The sequence below is a fragment of the Porphyromonas crevioricanis genome (assembly GCF_900167225.1).
GTDB classification, from domain to species: Bacteria; Bacteroidota; Bacteroidia; order Bacteroidales; family Porphyromonadaceae; genus Porphyromonas; species Porphyromonas crevioricanis.
This window is the reverse complement of record NZ_FUXH01000004.1, coordinates 98,509-117,441: the sequence shown is the minus strand read 5'-3', so window position 1 is coordinate 117,441 and position 18,933 is coordinate 98,509. Positions and strand designations below refer to the sequence as shown.

The 18,933-nt window shown below is 44.4% G+C and carries 19 protein-coding genes; 13 read left to right on the top strand and 6 right to left on the bottom strand.

Going from position 1 to position 18,933, the window contains the following annotated elements; genetic code table 11:
• Nucleotides 1–52: 52 nt before the first annotated feature.
• Genes B5D48_RS03675 through B5D48_RS03655 form a run of 5 tightly spaced genes read left to right on the top strand, consistent with a single transcriptional unit; the run spans nt 53 to nt 4,519 of the window.
• On the top strand, nt 53–715 hold the full coding sequence (locus B5D48_RS03675) for a 3-oxoacid CoA-transferase subunit B (RefSeq protein ID WP_023936758.1): 663 nt from the start codon (nt 53–55) through the stop codon (nt 713–715).
• A gap of 34 nt (nt 716–749) precedes the next feature.
• Nucleotides 750–1,889 (top strand): acyl-CoA dehydrogenase, encoded by a 1,140-nt coding sequence (locus tag B5D48_RS03670; RefSeq protein ID WP_023936757.1) that lies wholly within the window; start codon nt 750–752, stop codon nt 1,887–1,889.
• Nucleotides 1,890–1,901: 12 nt separating this feature from the next.
• On the top strand, nt 1,902–2,690 hold the full coding sequence (locus tag B5D48_RS03665; protein ID WP_023936755.1) for an electron transfer flavoprotein subunit beta/FixA family protein: 789 nt from the start codon (nt 1,902–1,904) through the stop codon (nt 2,688–2,690).
• A 17-nt stretch (nt 2,691–2,707) separates the two neighbouring features.
• Nucleotides 2,708–3,721 carry an electron transfer flavoprotein subunit alpha/FixB family protein gene (locus B5D48_RS03660; protein ID WP_036888909.1) on the top strand — a complete coding sequence of 338 codons (1,014 nt, stop codon included), beginning with the start codon at nt 2,708–2,710 and terminating at the stop codon, nt 3,719–3,721.
• Nucleotides 3,722–3,742: 21 nt separating this feature from the next.
• Entirely contained in the window at nt 3,743–4,519 is a 777-nt protein-coding gene (locus B5D48_RS03655; RefSeq protein ID WP_023936753.1) for an enoyl-CoA hydratase-related protein, read from the top strand.
• A 122-nt stretch (nt 4,520–4,641) separates the two neighbouring features.
• Here B5D48_RS03655 and B5D48_RS03650 read toward each other — a convergent pair whose 3' ends face one another.
• From B5D48_RS03650 to B5D48_RS03625, 6 genes are all read right to left on the bottom strand, one after another.
• Nucleotides 4,642–5,286, bottom strand: coding sequence for an HAD-IB family hydrolase (locus tag B5D48_RS03650; protein ID WP_023936751.1), 645 nt, complete (start codon nt 5,284–5,286; stop codon nt 4,642–4,644).
• The gene (locus B5D48_RS03645; protein ID WP_023936750.1) at nt 5,276–6,160 is read right to left on the bottom strand and encodes a decaprenyl-phosphate phosphoribosyltransferase; all 885 of its coding nucleotides are present in this window, start codon (nt 6,158–6,160) and stop codon (nt 5,276–5,278) included. The genes B5D48_RS03650 and B5D48_RS03645 overlap by 11 nt, the downstream gene beginning before the upstream one ends.
• A gap of 15 nt (nt 6,161–6,175) precedes the next feature.
• A complete protein-coding gene (cdaA, locus tag B5D48_RS03640; RefSeq protein WP_023936749.1) occupies nt 6,176–6,943 on the bottom strand; it encodes a diadenylate cyclase CdaA in 768 nt (255 codons plus the stop codon).
• An 11-nt stretch (nt 6,944–6,954) separates the two neighbouring features.
• On the bottom strand, nt 6,955–7,806 hold the full coding sequence (gene folP, locus B5D48_RS03635; RefSeq protein WP_023936748.1) for a dihydropteroate synthase: 852 nt from the start codon (nt 7,804–7,806) through the stop codon (nt 6,955–6,957).
• A gap of 6 nt (nt 7,807–7,812) precedes the next feature.
• Nucleotides 7,813–8,802, bottom strand: coding sequence for an HU domain-containing protein (locus tag B5D48_RS03630; RefSeq protein ID WP_023936747.1), 990 nt, complete (start codon nt 8,800–8,802; stop codon nt 7,813–7,815).
• Between the two features lie 803 nt (nt 8,803–9,605).
• Entirely contained in the window at nt 9,606–9,953 is a 348-nt protein-coding gene (locus tag B5D48_RS03625) for a hypothetical protein (RefSeq protein ID WP_023936745.1), read from the bottom strand.
• A 432-nt stretch (nt 9,954–10,385) separates the two neighbouring features.
• On the opposite strand from B5D48_RS03625, the gene B5D48_RS03620 reads away from it, so the two are divergent.
• The 8 genes from B5D48_RS03620 to B5D48_RS03585 all read left to right on the top strand — a co-directional run bounded on the left by B5D48_RS03620 (nt 10,386) and on the right by B5D48_RS03585 (nt 18,855).
• On the top strand, nt 10,386–11,795 hold the full coding sequence (locus B5D48_RS03620) for a PSP1 domain-containing protein (protein WP_023936744.1): 1,410 nt from the start codon (nt 10,386–10,388) through the stop codon (nt 11,793–11,795).
• Nucleotides 11,796–11,918: 123 nt separating this feature from the next.
• Complete coding sequence (locus tag B5D48_RS03615) at nt 11,919–12,356, top strand: gliding motility lipoprotein GldH family protein (protein ID WP_158441711.1); 438 nt, start codon at nt 11,919–11,921, stop codon at nt 12,354–12,356.
• 51 nt (nt 12,357–12,407) lie between these two features.
• Entirely contained in the window at nt 12,408–13,163 is a 756-nt protein-coding gene (locus B5D48_RS03610; protein WP_023936742.1) for a type III pantothenate kinase, read from the top strand.
• Complete coding sequence (locus tag B5D48_RS03605) at nt 13,151–14,467, top strand: BamG family beta-barrel-assembly machinery protein (RefSeq protein WP_023936741.1); 1,317 nt, start codon at nt 13,151–13,153, stop codon at nt 14,465–14,467. Before B5D48_RS03610 ends, B5D48_RS03605 begins: the two co-directional genes overlap by 13 nt.
• Before the next feature lie 74 nt (nt 14,468–14,541).
• Nucleotides 14,542–15,897, top strand: a complete 1,356-nt coding sequence (locus B5D48_RS03600; protein ID WP_023936740.1) for a tetratricopeptide repeat protein — start codon at nt 14,542–14,544, stop codon at nt 15,895–15,897.
• A gap of 55 nt (nt 15,898–15,952) precedes the next feature.
• Nucleotides 15,953–16,591 carry an LPS export ABC transporter periplasmic protein LptC gene (gene lptC / locus B5D48_RS03595; RefSeq protein WP_052115881.1) on the top strand — a complete coding sequence of 213 codons (639 nt, stop codon included), beginning with the start codon at nt 15,953–15,955 and terminating at the stop codon, nt 16,589–16,591.
• A 24-nt stretch (nt 16,592–16,615) separates the two neighbouring features.
• Nucleotides 16,616–17,887 (top strand): hemolysin family protein, encoded by a 1,272-nt coding sequence (locus tag B5D48_RS03590; protein WP_023936736.1) that lies wholly within the window; start codon nt 16,616–16,618, stop codon nt 17,885–17,887.
• A gap of 554 nt (nt 17,888–18,441) precedes the next feature.
• The gene (locus B5D48_RS03585) at nt 18,442–18,855 is read left to right on the top strand and encodes an HU family DNA-binding protein (RefSeq protein WP_316931135.1); all 414 of its coding nucleotides are present in this window, start codon (nt 18,442–18,444) and stop codon (nt 18,853–18,855) included.
• Nucleotides 18,856–18,933: the final 78 nt, after the last annotated feature.

Here is an 18,933-nt window from a genome sequence, read left to right as displayed (position 1 = left end):
CCCTCTTGATTATGAGTAATACGAACGAAATAATTATAAAATCACCAGGACTATGGAAAAAAATCAAATAAGAGAAGTCATTGCCAGACGCGTGGCTCTTGAGCTCAAAGACGGTGATGTCGTAAACCTTGGTATCGGTCTGCCGACCATGGTCCCTGCTTACCTTGAACCAGGTGTGCAGGTAATGTTGCAGTCTGAGAATGGTATGATTGGTATGGGGCCTGCTCCCAAAGAGGGGGAGGAAGATGACAATTGGGTCAACGCAGGAGGGGGGGCTATTACAGCTAACGAAAGAGCTGCAACTTTCGATAGTGCCCAGAGTTTTGCTATCATCCGAGGAGGACACGTAGATGTGAGTGTCCTCGGGGCCTTGCAAGTAGACGAGAAAGGAGATTTGGCCAACTGGCTAATCCCTGGAAAAATGGCCCCGGGCATGGGGGGTGCCATGGACTTGTTGATGGGAACACGCAAAGTAATCCTTGCTATGGAGCACACAGCCAAAGGGAACCCCAAGATTATGAAAGAGTGTTCGTTGCCTCTTACGGCTGCCGGACAAGTAAATATGATCGTCACAGAAATGTGTGTAATAGAGGTGCGTAAAGGAGAAGGCTTGGTGGTAACAGAGCTTCATCCCGAATTTACTCGTGAGGATGTGATTGCAGCTACCGAAGCAAATCTTATCTTTGCCCCCGATCTCAAACCCATGCGTCAGTAATACTGTTATTCAAACCACATTTTATCAATAATATATGGAATTCTCTCAAACACCACAAGAGAAGCTGTTCCTCGAGATGATCAGAGCTTTCGCTGAGAAAGAAGTGAAGCCTCTGGCTGCAGAGATTGATGAACAAGAACGCTTCCCAATTGAAACTGTAAAGAAAATGGCCGAAATAGGCCTTATGGGTATCCCTTTCCCAAAAGAGTACGGAGGGGCTGGCGCGACCAACCAAATCTACTCCATGTGTGTAGAAGAGTTGAGCCGTGTATGTGCTACAACGGGTGTTGTAGTATCTGCTCATACCTCTCTTTGCTGTGCGCCTATCTTTGAGCATGGTACTGAAGAGCAGAAGATGAAATACCTGCCTAAGTTGTGCTCGGGAGAATGGATTGGAGCCTTTGGCCTTACTGAGCCCAATGCTGGAACGGATGCTGCTGCTCAGCAAACTTTCGCAGTAGAGGAAGGTGATCATTATGTGCTTAACGGCAACAAGATCTTTATCACCAATGCCGAATATGCTCATGTGTATATCATCTTTGCTATGACAGATAAGAGCCAGGGTACCAAGGGGATCACTGCCTTTATTGTAGAAAAGGATATGCCAGGCTTCAGCGTGGGTAAAAAAGAACTCAAACTAGGTATCCGTGGATCTGCTACCTGCGAGTTGATCATGGAAAACTGTATTGTACCCAAAGAGAATCTTTTGGGTAAAGTTGGAGGTGGATTCAAGATTGCCATGAAGACCCTTGATGGAGGTCGTGTAGGGATCGCATCTCAAGCTTTGGGTATTGCACAGGGAGCTATGGATGAAACTGTGAAATACACTAAGGAACGCAAGCAGTTCGGCAAGTCAATTGCTAAGTTCCAGAATACACAGTTCCAATTGGCAGACCTCGAAACTCGTATCCAAGCTGCTCGTTTGTTGGTGCGTCAGGCTTCTTGGAAGAAAGATCAAAAGCTTCCCTATAGCGTAGATGCTGCCATGGCAAAGCTTTTCTGTGCAGAGACTGCTATGGAGATGACTACGAAAGCCGTGCAATTCCATGGAGGTTATGGCTATACTCGCGAATATCCAGTAGAGCGTATGATGCGAGATGCCAAGATTACAGAGATATACGAAGGTACCAGCGAAGTTCAGCGTATGGTAATTAGTGCTAACCTTTTAAAGTAAAAGCCACACAATATGCTCAAGATTGTAGTATGTATAAAGCAAGTTCCCGATACCACAGAGATTAAACTCGATCCGGTGAAGGGAACGCTTATTCGCGAGGGTGTACCCAGTATTATGAACCCTGATGACAAGGGAGCCCTGGAGCAGGCCCTGCGTCTGAAAGACAAGTTTGCAGCTCATGTTACAGTAATTACCATGGGACCTCCTCAGGCTGAGGCAGTATTGCGTGAAGCTTACGCAATGGGTGTAGACCGAGCCATCTTGCTGAGTGACCGTAAATTTGGAGGTGCAGACACTTTGGCTACAAGTTATACTATCACGCAAGCTATCCGTAATATCGACTATGATATTATCCTGGCTGGTCGTCAGGCTATAGATGGAGATACGGCTCAGGTTGGTCCCCAAATCGCCGAACAACTCGATTTGCCACAAATTACCTATGTAGAAGAAGCTGAATATGATGGCTGCAAAACCCTTACTGTGCGCAAGAGTACAGAAGAGGGGCATGAGATCCTCAGTGTAGATATGCCTTGTATGCTTACTCTTTTGGCGACTGCAAACCAGCCTCGTTACATGAGAATGCGTGGCATCATGGAGGCCTATGAGAAGGATGTAGAAGTTTGGGATAGCAATTCTATTCAGGTGGATCCTGAGCGTTTGGGCCTGAAAGGTTCTCCTACCAGTGTGAAGAAGGCTTTCACCAAGGGAGCTAAAGCGATGGGTACTTTGCATGAAGAACTTACACCTGAAGAGGCTGCAGAACTTATACTCCAAAAACTTAAAGAGAAATTCATCATCTAATAGCTCTTACCAATATGATAAACAAAGCTGACTATAAAGGAATAATGGTCTTCGCCGAGCAGCGTGCCGGCGTAGTTCAAAACGTGGCTTTCGAGCTTATCGGTAAGGCTAGAGAGCTCGCTGATAGCATAAATGAAAAAGTAACGGCTCTTTTGCTCGGGCATGGACTTGAAGGGTTGGAAAAAGAACTCATCGCAGCTGGTGCCGATAGAGTATTGGTTGTGGATGAACCCTGCCTAAAGGATTATATCACAGAGCCCTATGCACAAGCTATTGCTCACTTGATCACCGAGAATAAGCCTGAGATCGTACTTGTTGGTGCAACGACTATCGGCCGCGACTTGGGGCCTCGTCTTTCGGCTCGCTTGCTTTGCGGTCTCACTGCAGACTGCACTTCGCTGGAGGTCGGTGAAGATCGTGGCTTGTTAATGACTCGTCCTGCTTTTGGTGGCAATTTGATGGCCACAATTGTAAGTAAGGAACATCGTCCTCAGATGTCCACAGTACGCCCCGGTGTGATGCGTCAAAAAGAACGCGACTATAGCCGTTCCGGTGAAGTTGTAAAGGTTACTGTACCTTTCGATGAATCTAAGTTCAAGGTAAAGTTGATCAAGAAGGTTATCGAAGACAAGAACAAGATCGATATCACCGAAGCACATGTACTTGTCAGTGGTGGTCGTGGAGTTGGTACGACAGATGGCTTCGAAAAGCTTGAGGCATTGTCTTTGTGCTTGAATGCTGAGGTGTCTTCTTCAAGAGCCATGGTTGACGCAGGTTTGATCCCTCATGATAGACAAGTGGGTCAGACAGGTAAGACGGTTCGCCCTGACCTCTATTTGGCTTGTGGTATTTCTGGAGCCATCCAGCATTTGGCCGGCATGGAAGAGTCTGAGTATATCATTGCAATCAACAAAGATAAGTTCGCTCCGATATTCCAAGTCTCAGACTTGGGTATTGTAGGAGATTTGCACAAGATTATTCCTGTTCTCACAGCCAAATTGCAAGCAGAACAGGCAAAAACAAAGGCTTAAGGAACTGTTTATTCTGTTTTTATGGCAGATTATCAACATCTTATATTGAATAGAGAGGGAGGCATAGTCTTCCTCTCTATCAATCATCCGGAAACGCTCAATGCGCTTTCCTCCGACTTACTCGGGGAGTTGAGACAAGTTGTGGCTGAATTGGAGATCGATAGCTCTGTGCATGTTCTCGTTATTACAGGCAGTGGCAGGGCTTTTGTTGCCGGCGCAGATATAAAGGAAATGAGTCAGATGACTCCCATGCAAGCCAAGGCCTATGCTATCAACGGATCTGGAGTTTTCAGACGGATAGAGATGCTCCCATTTCCAGTGATTGCGGCAATCAATGGATTTGCTTTAGGAGGAGGATGTGAACTCGCCATGGCTTGCGATATACGAATTGCCTCCAATAAAGCAAAATTTGGACAGCCTGAAGTTGGATTAGGAATTCCTCCCGGCTTTAGCGGAACGCAAAGAATGTCTCGTCTGATAGGCGAACCAAAGGCAAAAGAGTTGATCTATACAGCCGATGTGATTGATGCTAAAGAAGCCCTCAGTATAGGTTTGGTGAATAAGGTTGTAGCTCCCGAAGAACTCCTTGATGCAGCCCGACAAATGGCTGAGAAGATTGCGTCTAAAAGCAGATCGGCCATAATGGCAGCTAAGGAGGCGATCAACAAGGGGGGGCAGACAGATATTGATACCGCTATCACGATAGAACAAAATCTCTTTGCCCACACTTTTGCTCATCCTGATCAGAAAGAAGGTATGACGGCTTTCTTGGAAAAGCGAAAGCCCAATTTTGAATAACCAAGGAGTAAGTATCTCCCAAATTTGGGGTGTAGAGCCTCTTCGGCCGACCGTCACGCAGCAATGGAGTGGCAGTCGGCTTCTGTATTTAGCCAAAGAGCTATAAAATGATCTCATAAGAGTTATGAGATGAGATTTATATCAAACTTCCTGTACTGAGGTATGTCCACTATATTGAGCAAATCCTGATCCCCGTTTGAATCTCCATATGCATAGCATCGGTATCTCGTCTCGAAGTTTGGGATGTAATGCTGTAGGTAGCGTATCTTCTCCTTTTTATTGCAGTTAGGGCCATTTAACCGGCCAGTGACAATCTGTCCTGCCTGCTCCAGCTTTGCTCCAATTACAAGGTCTATTCCTTTTGTTTTAGCCCAAGGAATGATCCAGTCGATAGGAGAGGCAGAAACGATACAAATGCGATGCCCCAATTCTTGATGTCTGCAGAGAGCAAGTATAGCTTCTTTTCTCTCTATTCTATGTAATTGTTGAATAACAAACTGCTCACAAAGGAGATTCAATTCTTCAGCTCTTTTCCCCTTTATTATGGGACGTAGCATTAGCTCCTTTGCTTGCTTGGCAGACAAGACTCCTTGTTTGAATCTTAAAAAGCATAAACAGAAATAGGGCAGGTGGCGAAGTGTTCCGAAAATGCCCAGTCCATACTTTAGAAATAGGAGAAAACTATCTCTCCGGATAAGAGTTCCATCGAAATCAAATATTGCCAATGTTGGACGTAAGTCCTTTTTATCAAAAGAATCAGAAGACATAAGAGAGAAGAAAAAAGAGAAATCCCCAACATAGGACAATGATTTGTAAGCCACGATCCTTGTATAGCATTTCGGTGGGGTTATAATACTTGCCTTCCACAATCACCGCACGCAGGTAGTATATCAATCCCAATGCTACCAATGGAATAGAAGTGTATAGGTATGGACTATGTTGCTCCATTGTTGCATTATCCAAACAATAGAGCGTATAAAGAACAATCAGGATGGCTGATATTGTGGAAAAAATAGACTGAAGAAAGGCTGGAGAGTAGTGCTTTACCACGGGGCGAGAAGTTTCATTTCGCCCCGTTGCGAGCTTAAGGTCTTCCTGTCTTTTACCAAATGCTAAGAGTAGAGAGAGAAACAAGATCATCAAAAAGAGCCAGTGAGACACTTCTGTATAGGCTGCAGCTCCTCCCGCTTCTACTCTAAGGACGAAGCCTGCTGCGACAAAAAAGGCATCCAACACGGGCCAATGTTTTCCCCATAGAGAGTAAACTATGTTGATCAGTACATAACTTCCCACAATCAGTGTCGCAATTTGCCATCTTGAGTCTTCGTAAGGAGGAAGCAACATTAGAGAGAGGCTCCCCAATAGCAAAACCCCACACAATATATAGGCCTGAACTAAAGACACCTTGCCCGAAGCTATGGGCCTATACCGTTTCTTTGGATGGTTGCGATCAGATTGCCTGTCATAGATATCATTAAAGACATAGATGGCACTGGAGGCAAAAGAAAAGGCAAAGAAAAGGATACCCAATCTTCCCCAAACTTTTGGAAAAAGAATTTCATGACCAAAAAAAGCTGGCAGCAAGACGAAAAGGTTCTTTATCCACTGCTGAGGCCTTATCAATTTGATTGAGTCTTTCATGAAAGTTTTCTCCGGCTAATCGCTCATTAGCAGTTCCTGAAGTTCCTCACTGGAAATATCCACTTTCACCTCTCCTCTAAATGCAATTGAAATTTTCCCTCTTTCCTCACTTATTATGATCACCTTGGCATCTGTTTCTTGAGATAATCCGAGTGCGGCTCTGTGCCGTAACCCCAGATCTTTGTTTAAGTCCGTGGTTGAAGAAACCGGTAAGATACAGCCGGCGGCCTTTATCTCATTGTCGGCAATGATCATAGCTCCATCGTGCAGAGGACTATTTTTGAAGAATATATTTTCGATCAGCCGGGCTGTAATCTCAGATCGAAACCGCTCACCCGTATGTTCGTATGGGGTGAGATCCATCCCTTGCTGTATGGCAATGAGAGCTCCAGTCTTTTTGCGTGACATATTCATACACGCCAATACCACGGGGGCAACCCATTTGCGTTCTTCTTGTTTCTTGACCCTGCGATCTCTGTAAAAAAAGTGATTGAATATTCTCCATTTCTTGGTTGAGCCTAATGTCGCAAGGAATTTGCGTATCTCATCTTGGAAAATGATAACCAGAACAAAGAATCCTACATTGATAAACTTGTCAAGTATAGCTCCCATGACTCTCATCTGAAGCATCTGAGAGATGAAGATCCACAAGATGATAAAGAAGATAATCCCCAAAAACAGGGCTTTACTGCCAGAATTTCGGAGTATATAGTAGGTATAGTAGATAAAAAGGGCTACTAAGAGTATGTCTACAAAGTCTTTGAAAGAGAATGACAGCCACATAGCTCCAGTTTTTAGGTGGTGGTTGCTTTTTGTAATTGAGACACAATACGCACTGCTTCTACAGCTTGCCGCACGTCATGTACACGCAAGATATGTGCCCCCTGCAATAGTGCATAAGTATTAAGAATACTCGTCCCATTAAGGGAGTCATCAGCTGAGCAGCCCAATAGTCGATAGATCATACTTTTGCGAGAAATACCCACCAGTACTGGCAGCTCCAAAGGGTCACAAACTTCTCGCTGTCGGGACATCAGCTCGTAATTTTGCTCCAATGTTTTGGCAAAACCGTAGCCGGGATCAAGTATGATGTCTTTCACGTCTAACTCTCGAAGTTTGCCTACTCGTTCCACGAAATAATCAAGTACTTCCAATGCAATATCCCGATATTGACAGAGCTGCTGCATTATCTTCGGTGTACCTTTCATATGCATCAAAATGTAGGGCACTCCCAACTCGGCCACAGTGCTATACATTTTTGGATCTAGGTCTCCCCCAGATATGTCGTTGATCATGTGTGCACCATACTCCTCTACACACATTCGGGCGATATCCGCCCGGAAAGTATCGACCGAAACTAGCAAAGACGGGTATTCGTCTCGTAGTATTTTGAGTGTAGGTTTGAGACGATTGATTTCATCTTGAGGAGACACTTCCGGGGCATCCTGTCTGGAGCTGTATCCGCCAACATCAATGAAACTTCCTCCTTCAGATACAATCTCTTCTATTCTCTTTCGGATTGCCTCTTCTCCTTTGATACGACTGCCGGTGTAAAAAGAGTCCGGGGTAACATTTATGATCCCCATCACTCGAGGATGAGACAAATCTACCAGCTGCCCTCGAAGATTGATTGTAAGATGCTGCATGGATCTTTATTTCTTTTCTTTCACCTCAAACACCCAGGCTTCACCTTTGGCCCTTGTTGAAGCTGTATAGGCGTCTCCGGAAGACGAGAACATTTCGGAATAAACTCGATACCAGCGTTTGTCCTTGATTACACCGGATTGTTTGGAGAACTTTTCTTTCCGGCCAGAAACAAACTCCCTTACTTGCTCTTCTGTACGGAAACTTCCTATAACGACAAAGTAGGCTGGCCCTGTGATATGCTCTTTCTCCACCATCGGGAGTTCTGCTACGCGAGCAAAATCTTCGACCTCCGGCATCTTTGTTGTTGGCTCTTCCGGTTCTGTTTCTGTTGCCTGACTGTTGCCTGATTGCTTATCGTATTGACTCCAAACTTTACCAGCCACCAGTTCTGTCGGTATGAATCCGGCTTCACAGTTCTGTCTGGAAGAAGTAGTGCGAATGGGAAGAAAAAGTAGAGCTGTAAAGAGAAGCACAGCGGCTGCAATACCCGGCACATTACGATGTATGGGGAGGTAATAGTACTTCTCCGACTTGTTTGGTGCTGGGGATAAGGAGGAGATAGAAGTCTGTAGCAGAGGAAGAGATGCCGGGAATAAGCCGTAGGCATCAGGGTGCTGCCGTTTCTCGGACATATCAGAGGAGAAGCTTACCAAACCTTCATCACTCAAGCTCAATTTTCCGATGCTGTTGATTTCTGTACTTCGTTTGCTTACCAGTTCCGAACGCAGGGCTTTGACATCCTCGTCCAACATCATACGTGCCCGTCTGAGAGAAACACCAAAAGTCGTTGCATAAAGAGTCTCAAGCAATCCGTCTCGATGTCGTATGGCTGCATTGAAGTGTAATTCCTGTCCGGGAGGGTAAGCCCGATTCTCTTGCTCATCGTATCTGGCGGGTATTGTTTCCAATACAAAGCCTCCTATCTCTGGTATAGCAACACAGGCATGCTGAGAGAGGCACTTATTGATGTGTTCTGATAATCTGAGGTGAGACATGGTTTTTATTTGTGATGCGTTTGGTCAGCTTACTTGATACCAAACTTTGTACGAAGACAAAGGTAACTTTTTTGCTCTATATACTTCTTGAAATTGTCCAGTTATTTGAGTGCTATGGTTTACTAAACATCAGAGAGATCGATGTTAAGTGCATAAATACAATCTCACTCGGAACCTTGATGTACTTCCATTAGTACACAGCAGCCATTGCCATGCGGAGAGAGAGACTGTTGCACAAGCTCTACCGAGCCTTTGAAACACTTCTTCTGGATCCTTATATACAATCTTTTGTTTATTTCTGTATTGTTAAGTATCTTTTTTAGCTGCATTTTTATGCCCAAGTTGTAAGATTTTAGTAGGATTTTCTCTCGCCTTTTTTATGCTGAGGGGAGTCGTTTTTTGCTAACACGGGAGAGAACGAAAATTCTCTCCTGAGGAAATTATTTTTTTCTCCTGTGTTAGCAAAATTTCTCTCAGGAGAGAAATTCGACCTCTTCAGAACGCCGATGAATAGGGCATTCTGAAAGACCTATACAAAGCCGATAAAAAGGGTCTGATTTTCTCATTGACAACAAGTCCTTTCCCCTCCGTTTCCCTAATTTTTATGCGACTAAAATTTTACAAAACACACCAGGTTTAGAAGAGGGTGGGGCAGAGGTTGAGAGATTGGTATGAATCCTATTGAGGACTATGTGCACATCTTTCTTAGGAGAGGAGAGAGTTCATGTCTCCTTCCCTTGGGGAAGATAGAGAGGAGAAAAATGATCGACCTCTCCTATATGTTGTTGTCGGTTAGCTTTTTGTCATTTTTGAATCCAAAGGAGGACCCTTGCTACAACAGTCCAAAGGAGAAGGATCATCAATGATATAAAATAGAAGTCTCCCTTTTCCCATACTCTGGGAAACTCGTAGTTTAGGCAAGACCTCAATCCTAATACAGCCATCAGGGCAAGTACAACTCCTATTATTTGGGGTGCTTTATAGGGTACATATATTAGCCATGGAATGATGCAGGTGGGTAGCATTAGAAGAACAAATCCGTAATGGTTCAACCCATCTTCCATGTGAGTGATCAAAGCTCCTGCAATGATCAAGACTGTGTAGATGAGACAAGTGACGAGGAGTAGGATATTTGTCGTTTCCGGTTTCATAGACTTACGTTCCGAGCAAGTTTTGTTTGTCAATATTCTGGGTAATAACTGTTCACTCGGTGAATGTAGAAATTTTACCCTTTTCAAGTTCATTTTGTGTCTGTCAAATCTCCTTTTTGAGGTGATAAGACAAGTGAAGACCTTTGTTCTTGGATGATGTTTGAGAGACAAATCTCTATAATTCGGATCTCACGAAGGCCTCTAATAATTCTTACCTTTGTGCGATTGTCATCTCCTGCATAAGACTAAGGGAAGATTGCCGCACGAGGCCTTTTGACTATGGCTGCTTTTGTTGTAGCCAGTCATGTGGTAGGTCAAATGTCAGCCGAGAATAACCTCCAAGACAAATGCAAATGCCCAGTGTAAGGTGTTGCAGTAGCTCCTCGATATAAAGGATGGGGTGACTTTACATATCAATGTTACTACTATTATATGGATTACAAGCAAGGAAATAATGGCGAGAGCTCTCGTGGTATGACAGCCGAGGGTTGTCGAAATACTCACCAAGCACCTCTTAACACATACGATTGGCTGAATGATATTCCAGAATCGGGAGGAGAATATGTAGAAGTTCAATTTAAGAATACTCGCAAGGGATACTATCTTAACAATTTTGAGCTGAAGCTGCGTAAGGGAGACAAGGTGGTGGTAGAATCCTCTCCCGGTTACGACTTGGGGATGATCACACTCACCGGCCCTTTGGTTGCCTCCGCCATGCGTCGTCATCGCCATGACACGCAGAGAATGGGGCCTAAATCTGTCCTAAGGTTGGCAGAGCAGAGCGATCTGGATAAACAGAAAGAGGCTCAAAGACACGAATATGACACAATGATCCGTTCTCGCCGTATAGCAGAAGAATTGGGCTTGGAGATGAAAATCGGCGATGTGGAGTACCAAGGAGACGGTACGAAGGCCATTTTTTATTACATCGCTGACGGTAGAGTAGATTTTCGCCAACTAATACGTGTATTGGCCGATGCATTCAAGGTGCGTATCGAAATGAAGCAGATAGGAGCCCGTCAGGAAGCCGGTCGCATCGGAGGAATTGGTTCTTGTGGTCGACCCTTGTGTTGTTCTTCCTGGATGAACAACTTTGTTTCTGTTGGCACCACAGCCGCTCGACTACAAGATCTATCACTGAACCCGCAGAAACTTACCGGTCAGTGTGCCAAACTGAAGTGTTGTCTCAATCACGAGGTCGATGTGTACGCAGAAGCCAAACGTAGGTTGCCACACCGAGACCTCACACTGGAGACTGAGGAAGGTACTTACTACCACTTCAAGACGGACGTTCTCAAGCGTGAGATTTCTTATTCCAAACAAAAGAATAATCCTTCGGACTTGATTACGATCCCAGCAGAACGAGCATTTGCCATTTTGAATCAGAACAAACGAGGCGAGATCCCCAAAACACTGGAGAACGACAACAAACAGAAATCCGCACAACAACCCTCTGCCGATATTTTGGATGACAGTCTCACTCGTTTTGACAGTGCCAAACGCAAGCGTAAACGTAAGCGTACAGATAAGCCACAAGATTCTTCTTTGGGTCATAATTCTTCTATCAATCTGGATACTTCAAAAAACGATACGCAGAAATCCGAACAAGAGACGAGCGAAGTGCGCTCAAATGGAAAGCCAAAATCCAATAAATCTTTCGAACCAAGCAAGCGGGTTGAAGCCGATCTCCCCTCCCAAATGAGAATGGCGGATAACAGACGAGGAAGAAACAGGCGGCCCGTAAGAAAAGTCGGAGGCGAAGCTATTGGCGCAATGTCTGGGAGCAAACCGGAACAGTCAGCAGCAGTACCATCCGATTCTCGCTATGGACAGCGGAATTAATGGAGAGTTGCGTTAGCGAACAATATCTTGATCAGGTCGGGTGGTGATATGTGTCGTATCGGGAGGAGGCTGTTAGGAATACTGTGTCTCGGTGGATGGATGCTCTCTTGTGTGCATAACCCTATGCCTCAAGAATACATCCGCTTTCAGCAGATCGAAGGTTCTCGTTGGGAAGCCGGTAAGAACTACGATTTTGAGCTGTTGATTCCAGATTGTAGCAAGAGCTACTCGGCAGAGCTGCTCTTAAGACATAACAATGATTACAAGTACACCCATATAGCCCTTGTGGCTTCTTTGCATGACTTCAAAGAAAAGATTGTTTGGGCTGATAGTGTCACTCCCTCCTTCTCTTTTTCTCCTCTTCATTGGAAAGGGCAGGGATTGGCTCAGAGAGAACTATCCGTCCCTCTTTTCGATGGCAGATATTTTGAATTGTCGGGTATCTATCGCTTGTCTTTGCGGACTCAACTGCAACAAGTGGCTCTACTCGGTATGGAAGCAGTGGGAATACGTTTTTGGCAATGTCCGGATGCGCCCCATGTATCGGATAACGAAGATTAGTTACCTTTGGTTCCCTTGGCAGTTTTTACAGCAAGCCGTGTATAAATGTAGATGCAACGCAGTTTGATTATAGATAGGGGAAATACCAACCTCAAAGTCGCAATCTTTGAGAACCAGGAGTTGGTGGGAGTTCGGCATCTGTCGGCTTCGACTTACATCGGCCTAAAGAATACCTTTTCTTCGGAAGAGCTGCTCTGTCACTCTTGTATTTTCTCTTCTGTGGCACAAGTAGAAGATCCAATCTTAGAGGATCTGAAAGGCCACTTTTGCCAAAACCTATATGTATTGAACGATCAAATGCCTATCCCTATAGAGATAGACTACGATCGGACAACCTTGGGGGCTGATAGGCTTGCTGCCGTGGTCGGAGCCGGATCTCTTTTCCCTCAAGAGGAAATTCTTGTGATAGATGCTGGTACGGCTGTGACCTACGAAAGGATTTCTTCGCAAGGAAAGTATCTCGGCGGAAATATATCTCCGGGGTTGGAGGTAAGATTTTCTTCGTTGCACCACTATACAGCACGTCTACCCCTGGTGCATATCCATGAATCGGACAACATTCCTCAATGGGGGACCAATACATCCGGAGCTATTATGGCGGGAGTTGTCAGAGGCCTCATACTTGAGATGGAGGGGTATATTGAGGCTGCGCGGCAAGAACATCCAGAGATAAGAGTGCTACTTACAGGTGGAGCTGCTTCCTATTTTGAGACAAAGCTAAAATATCAGACCTTTGTAGCTGACGATCTCGTTTTACGAGGTCTCAGTTGCATATTAGACTACCAAATACGGGAATGTACAGAATAATAGAACAGACAATAGGGCAATTTGCCAAAGCCGTGTTTCCGGCAACGTGTTTATTAGCTGGACTATTGGTTTGTGCCTCTTTGTCGGCCCAAAGTAACAGTTCGGAATCTCCCTACACCCGTTTCGGGCTGGGACGGTTCGACCCAAGTGGACACGCTTCCAATCGAGGGATGGGTGGTTTGGGTATCGGCATAAGAGATGCTCGGGCTGTTAATCCAATGAATCCAGCTTCTTATTCAGCAGTGGACTCGTTGACCTTTATCTTCGATTTGGGTGCATCTGCAGGATTCTATTGGGCCAAAGAAGGCTCGCACTCCAGTACTCGCAAACTTGGGAATTTCGAGTATGCTACAATGCTTTTCCCTGTGACCAAGTATGCCGGAGTAAGTCTTGGAATACTGCCTTTGGCTACAGCCGGTTATCAATACGGAAGTGTGCAGCCAATTGAAGGGCTGGACAAACAAAATTATACCCGTATTTACCAGGGAACCGGTAACCTGAACAACTTGTATATAGGAGCTGCAATAGAGCCGATTGAGGGTCTCTCTGTGGGAGCAAACTTTAGCTATTTGTTCGGCACCTACAATCATAGTCGTCGTGTTTCCTATTCGGTTGGCACAGCCTTGGATCCCACGATCAGTTCTCGTCTTGAGTTGGATGCCTTGAGGGGGAAAATCGGACTGCAGTATGCTTGGCAGCTTGCTAATCGCAGACGAATCGTATTTGGGGCGACATACGATACCTCTGTCAAATTCAAGAGTAAGCTTTTTACAGAGCAATTCTTGATCTCAAATCAGCAGATAGTAGAGCATTTGCATGGTGATACAGTTCGTGGCACAGGGCTTTATACAGCTCCTGAAATGTATGGATTAGGAGTAAGCGTGGATTTTTCGCCACGCCTGATAGCCGGAGTGGATCTGCAGTATGGACGATGGAGTGATGCCTCTTTTTATAAGTCACAGTGTGAATACCAGGATCAATGGCGAATAGCTATTGGAGGACAATATATACCCAATGCCGAAGAGATACATTCCACCAAGCAACTGCGCTATCGTGCAGGGCTCAGTTTGGGCAATTCTTACCTTAAACTTCCCACTACCAAGGGAGCTGAAGGATATCACCAGCTCGGACTTTCTGCCGGAATAGCCTTCCCTCTTGTGGATCGCCGCTCTTTTGTGCAGATGAGTCTGGAATATGATCGACTAATCCCAACCAATAAGGATATGATCTCCGAACATAGCTTGCGTTTGACATTGGGGTTGACATTCAATGAGGGGTGGTTCCGAAAGCTTAAATTGAATTGATCTTCTCGGGGCATAATCGCATTAGCAAAGAATAGAATCAAAGAAATAAAAGCACAAAAAATTATCCGATAGTTATGAAAGCAATCAAGGTTTTCCTTACTGCTGCCCTTATGTTTTCGGGCGCAGTAGCTGCTTCGGCTCAAACAGGAGTAGCTTCCGGCACTCCTTATGGCAAAGGGGAGGATAGTGTCCGCTGTCTGCAAAACATAAGCCTCTTTACCTCCTATATCAAAGGGGGGGCAATGAAGGACGCTGTGGAATTTTGGCAAAAAGCCTACGAGGAGTGTCCAGGATCTACCAAAAGTATATACCTCTATGGTGTTAAGATCTACAAATGGCAGTTTGAACAAGAAACAGACCCAACCAAGAAGAAGCTGATCATCGACAAACTGATGCGACTGTATGACGATCGCATCAAATACTTTGGCAGTGATAGAAAATATGGAGAAGATTGGATCACGGCATCTCGAATAACGGACTACATTGTTCTGATGGGAGAGCAAGTAGATTATGATCAAATATATCGCTGGACTCTCCCTGTGGTAGACAAATACAAGGAACAGACTGATCCTCAAACGGTGTACTATTTCGTCTTCTCTTCCCTGAACAAAGCCATAAAAGATAAGGCCTGGTATGAGCCCTATATAAGAGACTTTGTGAGAGGAAATGATATTCTGGACAAACAGTTGGAAACAGCGGATGAAGCTCAACAACAGGCTATTCTGGCGTTGAAAAATCCGATGGAGAACCTTTTTGCCAAGAGTGGACTTGCCAGTTGCGAGATGATGGAGAAAATCTATGCAGGTCGCTATGAAGAGTCGAAAAAAGATGCTGATTTCTTATCCGGGATGTTGTCTATGATGAGCATCTCGGGCTGTGAAAACTCTCCTCTGTATATCAAGGCCAGCAAAAGTCTCTTTGAGATTAAACCTACAGCAGAGGCAGCCATGGGATTGGCAAAGGAAGCCTTGGACAACAAGAATACAACTGAGGCCGTAAACTACTTGCAGCAGGCGATCTCTTTGGCCAAGACCTCCAAAATGCGTGCTTCATGCAATTACACAATAGGAGTCATCTATATGAACCAGCGTAGCTATGGGCAAGCTCGTCAGTTCTTCAACAAGGCAATGGCCGAAGACCCCAATATGGGAGAGGCAATGTTGAATATCGGACAGATGATTGCAAGTTCCGCTTCCAGTCTCTTCCCTGATGATAGACTCAAACAGCGCTGCGTCTATTACTTGGCTATAGAAAAGCTCGAACGTGCACGCCAAATGGATCAGGGTGTGGCATCCAAGGCTGCCAGCCTGATTGGGCAATACAGACAATACTTGCCCTCAGCTGCAGACATATTCATGCACCCTGAATTGGAAAAAGGAAAGAGTTTCTATATCGGTGGATGGATAGGCGAATCCGTGGTGATACGCTAAGAATCTTTCCGTACGGGAGGTTTTTTTCTCTTCTTCGGGAAGTGATCCTATATAAATGCAATACCAACGATATTCGTTCAAATATAAAGGCACTGCTCCAGTTCTTGTAACTTGGGCAGTGCTTGTTGCGTCTGTTCTGTTGCCCGGATGCGGTGGCAGTAAGTTGGAGATGAGTAAGCAAGACTTGTTACTAGATACAGTGTATATGATGTGTACATATGACGTTCATACACTGGTGTCAGACTCTGGACTCACCCAATACAAATTGGACGCGAAGGAATGGCGTATCTACGACAAGGGAGAACGTCCTCACTGGTATTTCCCTCAGGGAATTTATTTTGAGCGATTCGATTCGCTCAAAAGACCCATAGCCAAAGTATCGTCCGATACAGCTTATAACTATACCTCAGAAGAGTTGTGGGAGTTGGTTGGACATGTACATATTCGCAATATGTCCGGAGTAGATTTCTATGCTCCTCGGATGTTTTGGGATAGTCGCAATGCCCGGGTTTATTCTCCTGATTCGGTATATATCAAAGCTCCAGACAGAGTATTACGCGGACAGTCTTTTGAAGCCAATCAAGACCTTAGTTCTTATTCTTTTGTGAATAGCTCTGCAGAAGTTGATTATCAAGAGCCAGAAGAGGATTCAAAAGAAAAAGAAGAGGAGAAGAACCCATTGGAAAAGCCTTAGTCTGTATCCTCAGGTTAATTCAAAATGATTTATATCGGCATCATCATAACCCTACTCCTTTCCGGATTTTTCTCCGGCATGGAGATCGCTTTCGTCTCTTCGGATAAGTTGCGATTGGAAATCGATCGCAAGGAACATGGATTTGTGGGGTATATTCTGGGGCTATTGTTCAGAAAACCAGATGAGTTTGTGACAACTCTATTGGTGGGTAACAATGTAGTGCTTGTCGTCTATGGCTTGCTAATGGCTCAACTGCTCGAAACTCCTATCAGGTTGTATGTCTCAACCAATGATGCTTTAGTCCTTCTGCTGCAGTCTTTACTATCCACTATGCTCATCCTCGTTACCGGTGAGTTTTTGCCTAAAGTTTTGTTTCGGCAAAAATCGAACCAAATGATGACATTATTCGCCCTGCCTGTTTCTCTCTTCTATATATTGCTTTTCCCTATCACTAAGCTATGTACTCTACTCACAAAATTGTTTTTCCTACTCGTGGGTGGACGTTCGGGTGTTTCTTCTGAGGGCGTTTTGTCTGGCTTCTCAACAGCAGATTTGGATCATTATCTATCTGAAAACATAGAGGATGATCGAGACGGAGATCTCAATACAGAAGTTAAAATTCTACAGAATGCTCTGGACTTCTCTAAGGTACAGGTACGCTATTGTATGGTTCCTCGTAATGAGATGGTAGCAGTGGAGCTTGGGGCGGATAAATCTCTTCTCGAAGAAAAATTCTCTTCTTCTGGCCTTTCGAAACTTATCGTTTATAAGGAAAATATCGATGATGTGGTCGGTTATATCCATTCATCAGAGATGTTTCAGCCTGATCCTTGGCAAAAGCGGGTTGTTCCAACTCTCTTTGTTCCGGAAAGTATGTATGCCAATAAACTCATGAAGCAGTTAATGCAGCGCAATAGAAGCATAGCTATTGTAATAGATGAGCTAGGAGGCACTTCTGGCATGGTGACTCTCGAAGATATTGTAGAAGAGATATTTGGAGATATAGAAGATGAACACGACAGACGAAAATTAGTGTCTAAACAGATTTCTGAGCATACCTATGTTTTCAGTGGTCGTATGGAGATCGATGACATCAATGAGCAGTTTGATCTACAGCTTCCCGAGAGCGAAGAATATCTCACAATAGCCGGATTTATACTCTACCATTATCAACATATACCAAGCAATGGCCAGTCGGTAACAATTGCTCCATACCGCTTTGATGTGCTGCATTCTACCAGCACAAAGATTGTGCTGGTCAAAATGACTGTAGAAGACAAAATAGAGGATAGATAAGTTCTTCGCACAGGCTCCAAAATGACAATTAAACTTGCCTTTTATTACACTTTGTAGAGAGTAGTAATCTTGAAGGTATTGAGATTGAGAAGATAGGCATACTTGTCATATACGACCAAACTCAGACATCGAAAAAAAATACAGCGAATACCGTGCTATCCAATAGTTTCTAAATGGAGGTTGCTTTTGAGAGGGGAGATAGATAGAGAATAGAGAAGAAACAAATTGAAAATACAGCATAAGTTTCCAGATGTTATATCAAAACAGACATTCTGGCATGACCTTAGTTAATACATTTTAGAATGGATGTGTAAAATAAGGGTAAGGCTAAAGCGGAGATCTTTCTCTCATCTATATAACCGCAGCCCCAATTAGGTGGCGAATGTTGTATTGTGCAACAAGCTCAAGTTCTTTTTGCTGTGTTGTTTATAAGTACTCGAAGCCTTCTTAGCAAGCATTGCTCTATCTTTTCTTCTCCATTTTCCATTCTTAAGTTATCGTTGCATCCAGAGAGGGGAATATATATGAGAGAAAATAAATTGTCATGAATTTGTATGCAAACGAAAATTATGTACTTTTGGGGTGTTAGCTATCCATCGGAGGTTCTTTGGATCAGAAACTTAGAGGAGAAATCCGTTGGGAGAGTGAGCCGTTTTTTGACAAGAGGAATAAATAGATGTCTAATATTACAACAAGTAAAACGTATGAACAAAAGTGAATTCGTTGCTGCCGTAGCAGAAAAGTCCGGCCTTAAGAAAGGTGACGCCTTGAAGGCTGTGAATGCCTTTATCGAAGTTCTTATCGAAAGTCTCCGCAAAGGCTTGAAGATCTCTCTTCTGGGCTTTGGTACATTCTCCGTTGTAGATAAGGCTGAGCGCAAGGGTATTAACCCTGCCACGAAGAAGCCTATCATAATCAAGGCTCGCAAGGTTGCTAAATTTAAGCCGGGTGCCGGGCTTAAGCTGTAAGAAAATTACGCATGCATAAGCACAGGAGGCTGTCCCTCTCTTTTCGTGGGGACAGCCTTTTGTGTGTTTGTTTGTAAA

Excerpts from the sequence above, each read along its gene's own strand:
- B5D48_RS03600 (WP_023936740.1), top strand. The coding sequence starts at position 14,542 with ATGAAAGCAATCAAGGTTTTCCTTACTGCTGCCCTTATGTTTTCGGGC.
- B5D48_RS03645 (WP_023936750.1), bottom strand. The coding sequence starts at position 6,160 with ATGAAAGACTCAATCAAATTGATAAGGCCTCAGCAGTGGATAAAGAAC.
- B5D48_RS03590 (WP_023936736.1), top strand. The coding sequence starts at position 16,616 with ATGATTTATATCGGCATCATCATAACCCTACTCCTTTCCGGATTTTTC.
- B5D48_RS03610 (WP_023936742.1), top strand. The coding sequence starts at position 12,408 with ATGCAACGCAGTTTGATTATAGATAGGGGAAATACCAACCTCAAAGTC.
- B5D48_RS03615 (WP_158441711.1), top strand. The coding sequence starts at position 11,919 with ATGCCTCAAGAATACATCCGCTTTCAGCAGATCGAAGGTTCTCGTTGG.
- B5D48_RS03650 (WP_023936751.1), bottom strand. The coding sequence starts at position 5,286 with ATGTCTTCTGATTCTTTTGATAAAAAGGACTTACGTCCAACATTGGCA.
- B5D48_RS03675 (WP_023936758.1), top strand. The coding sequence starts at position 53 with ATGGAAAAAAATCAAATAAGAGAAGTCATTGCCAGACGCGTGGCTCTT.
- cdaA (WP_023936749.1), bottom strand. The coding sequence starts at position 6,943 with ATGTGGCTGTCATTCTCTTTCAAAGACTTTGTAGACATACTCTTAGTA.
- B5D48_RS03665 (WP_023936755.1), top strand. The coding sequence starts at position 1,902 with ATGCTCAAGATTGTAGTATGTATAAAGCAAGTTCCCGATACCACAGAG.
- B5D48_RS03625 (WP_023936745.1), bottom strand. The coding sequence starts at position 9,953 with ATGAAACCGGAAACGACAAATATCCTACTCCTCGTCACTTGTCTCATC.
- B5D48_RS03620 (WP_023936744.1), top strand. The coding sequence starts at position 10,386 with ATGGATTACAAGCAAGGAAATAATGGCGAGAGCTCTCGTGGTATGACA.
- folP (WP_023936748.1), bottom strand. The coding sequence starts at position 7,806 with ATGCAGCATCTTACAATCAATCTTCGAGGGCAGCTGGTAGATTTGTCT.
- B5D48_RS03630 (WP_023936747.1), bottom strand. The coding sequence starts at position 8,802 with ATGTCTCACCTCAGATTATCAGAACACATCAATAAGTGCCTCTCTCAG.
- lptC (WP_052115881.1), top strand. The coding sequence starts at position 15,953 with ATGCAATACCAACGATATTCGTTCAAATATAAAGGCACTGCTCCAGTT.
- B5D48_RS03655 (WP_023936753.1), top strand. The coding sequence starts at position 3,743 with ATGGCAGATTATCAACATCTTATATTGAATAGAGAGGGAGGCATAGTC.
- B5D48_RS03670 (WP_023936757.1), top strand. The coding sequence starts at position 750 with ATGGAATTCTCTCAAACACCACAAGAGAAGCTGTTCCTCGAGATGATC.
- B5D48_RS03585 (WP_316931135.1), top strand. The coding sequence starts at position 18,442 with ATGCAAACGAAAATTATGTACTTTTGGGGTGTTAGCTATCCATCGGAG.
- B5D48_RS03605 (WP_023936741.1), top strand. The coding sequence starts at position 13,151 with ATGTACAGAATAATAGAACAGACAATAGGGCAATTTGCCAAAGCCGTG.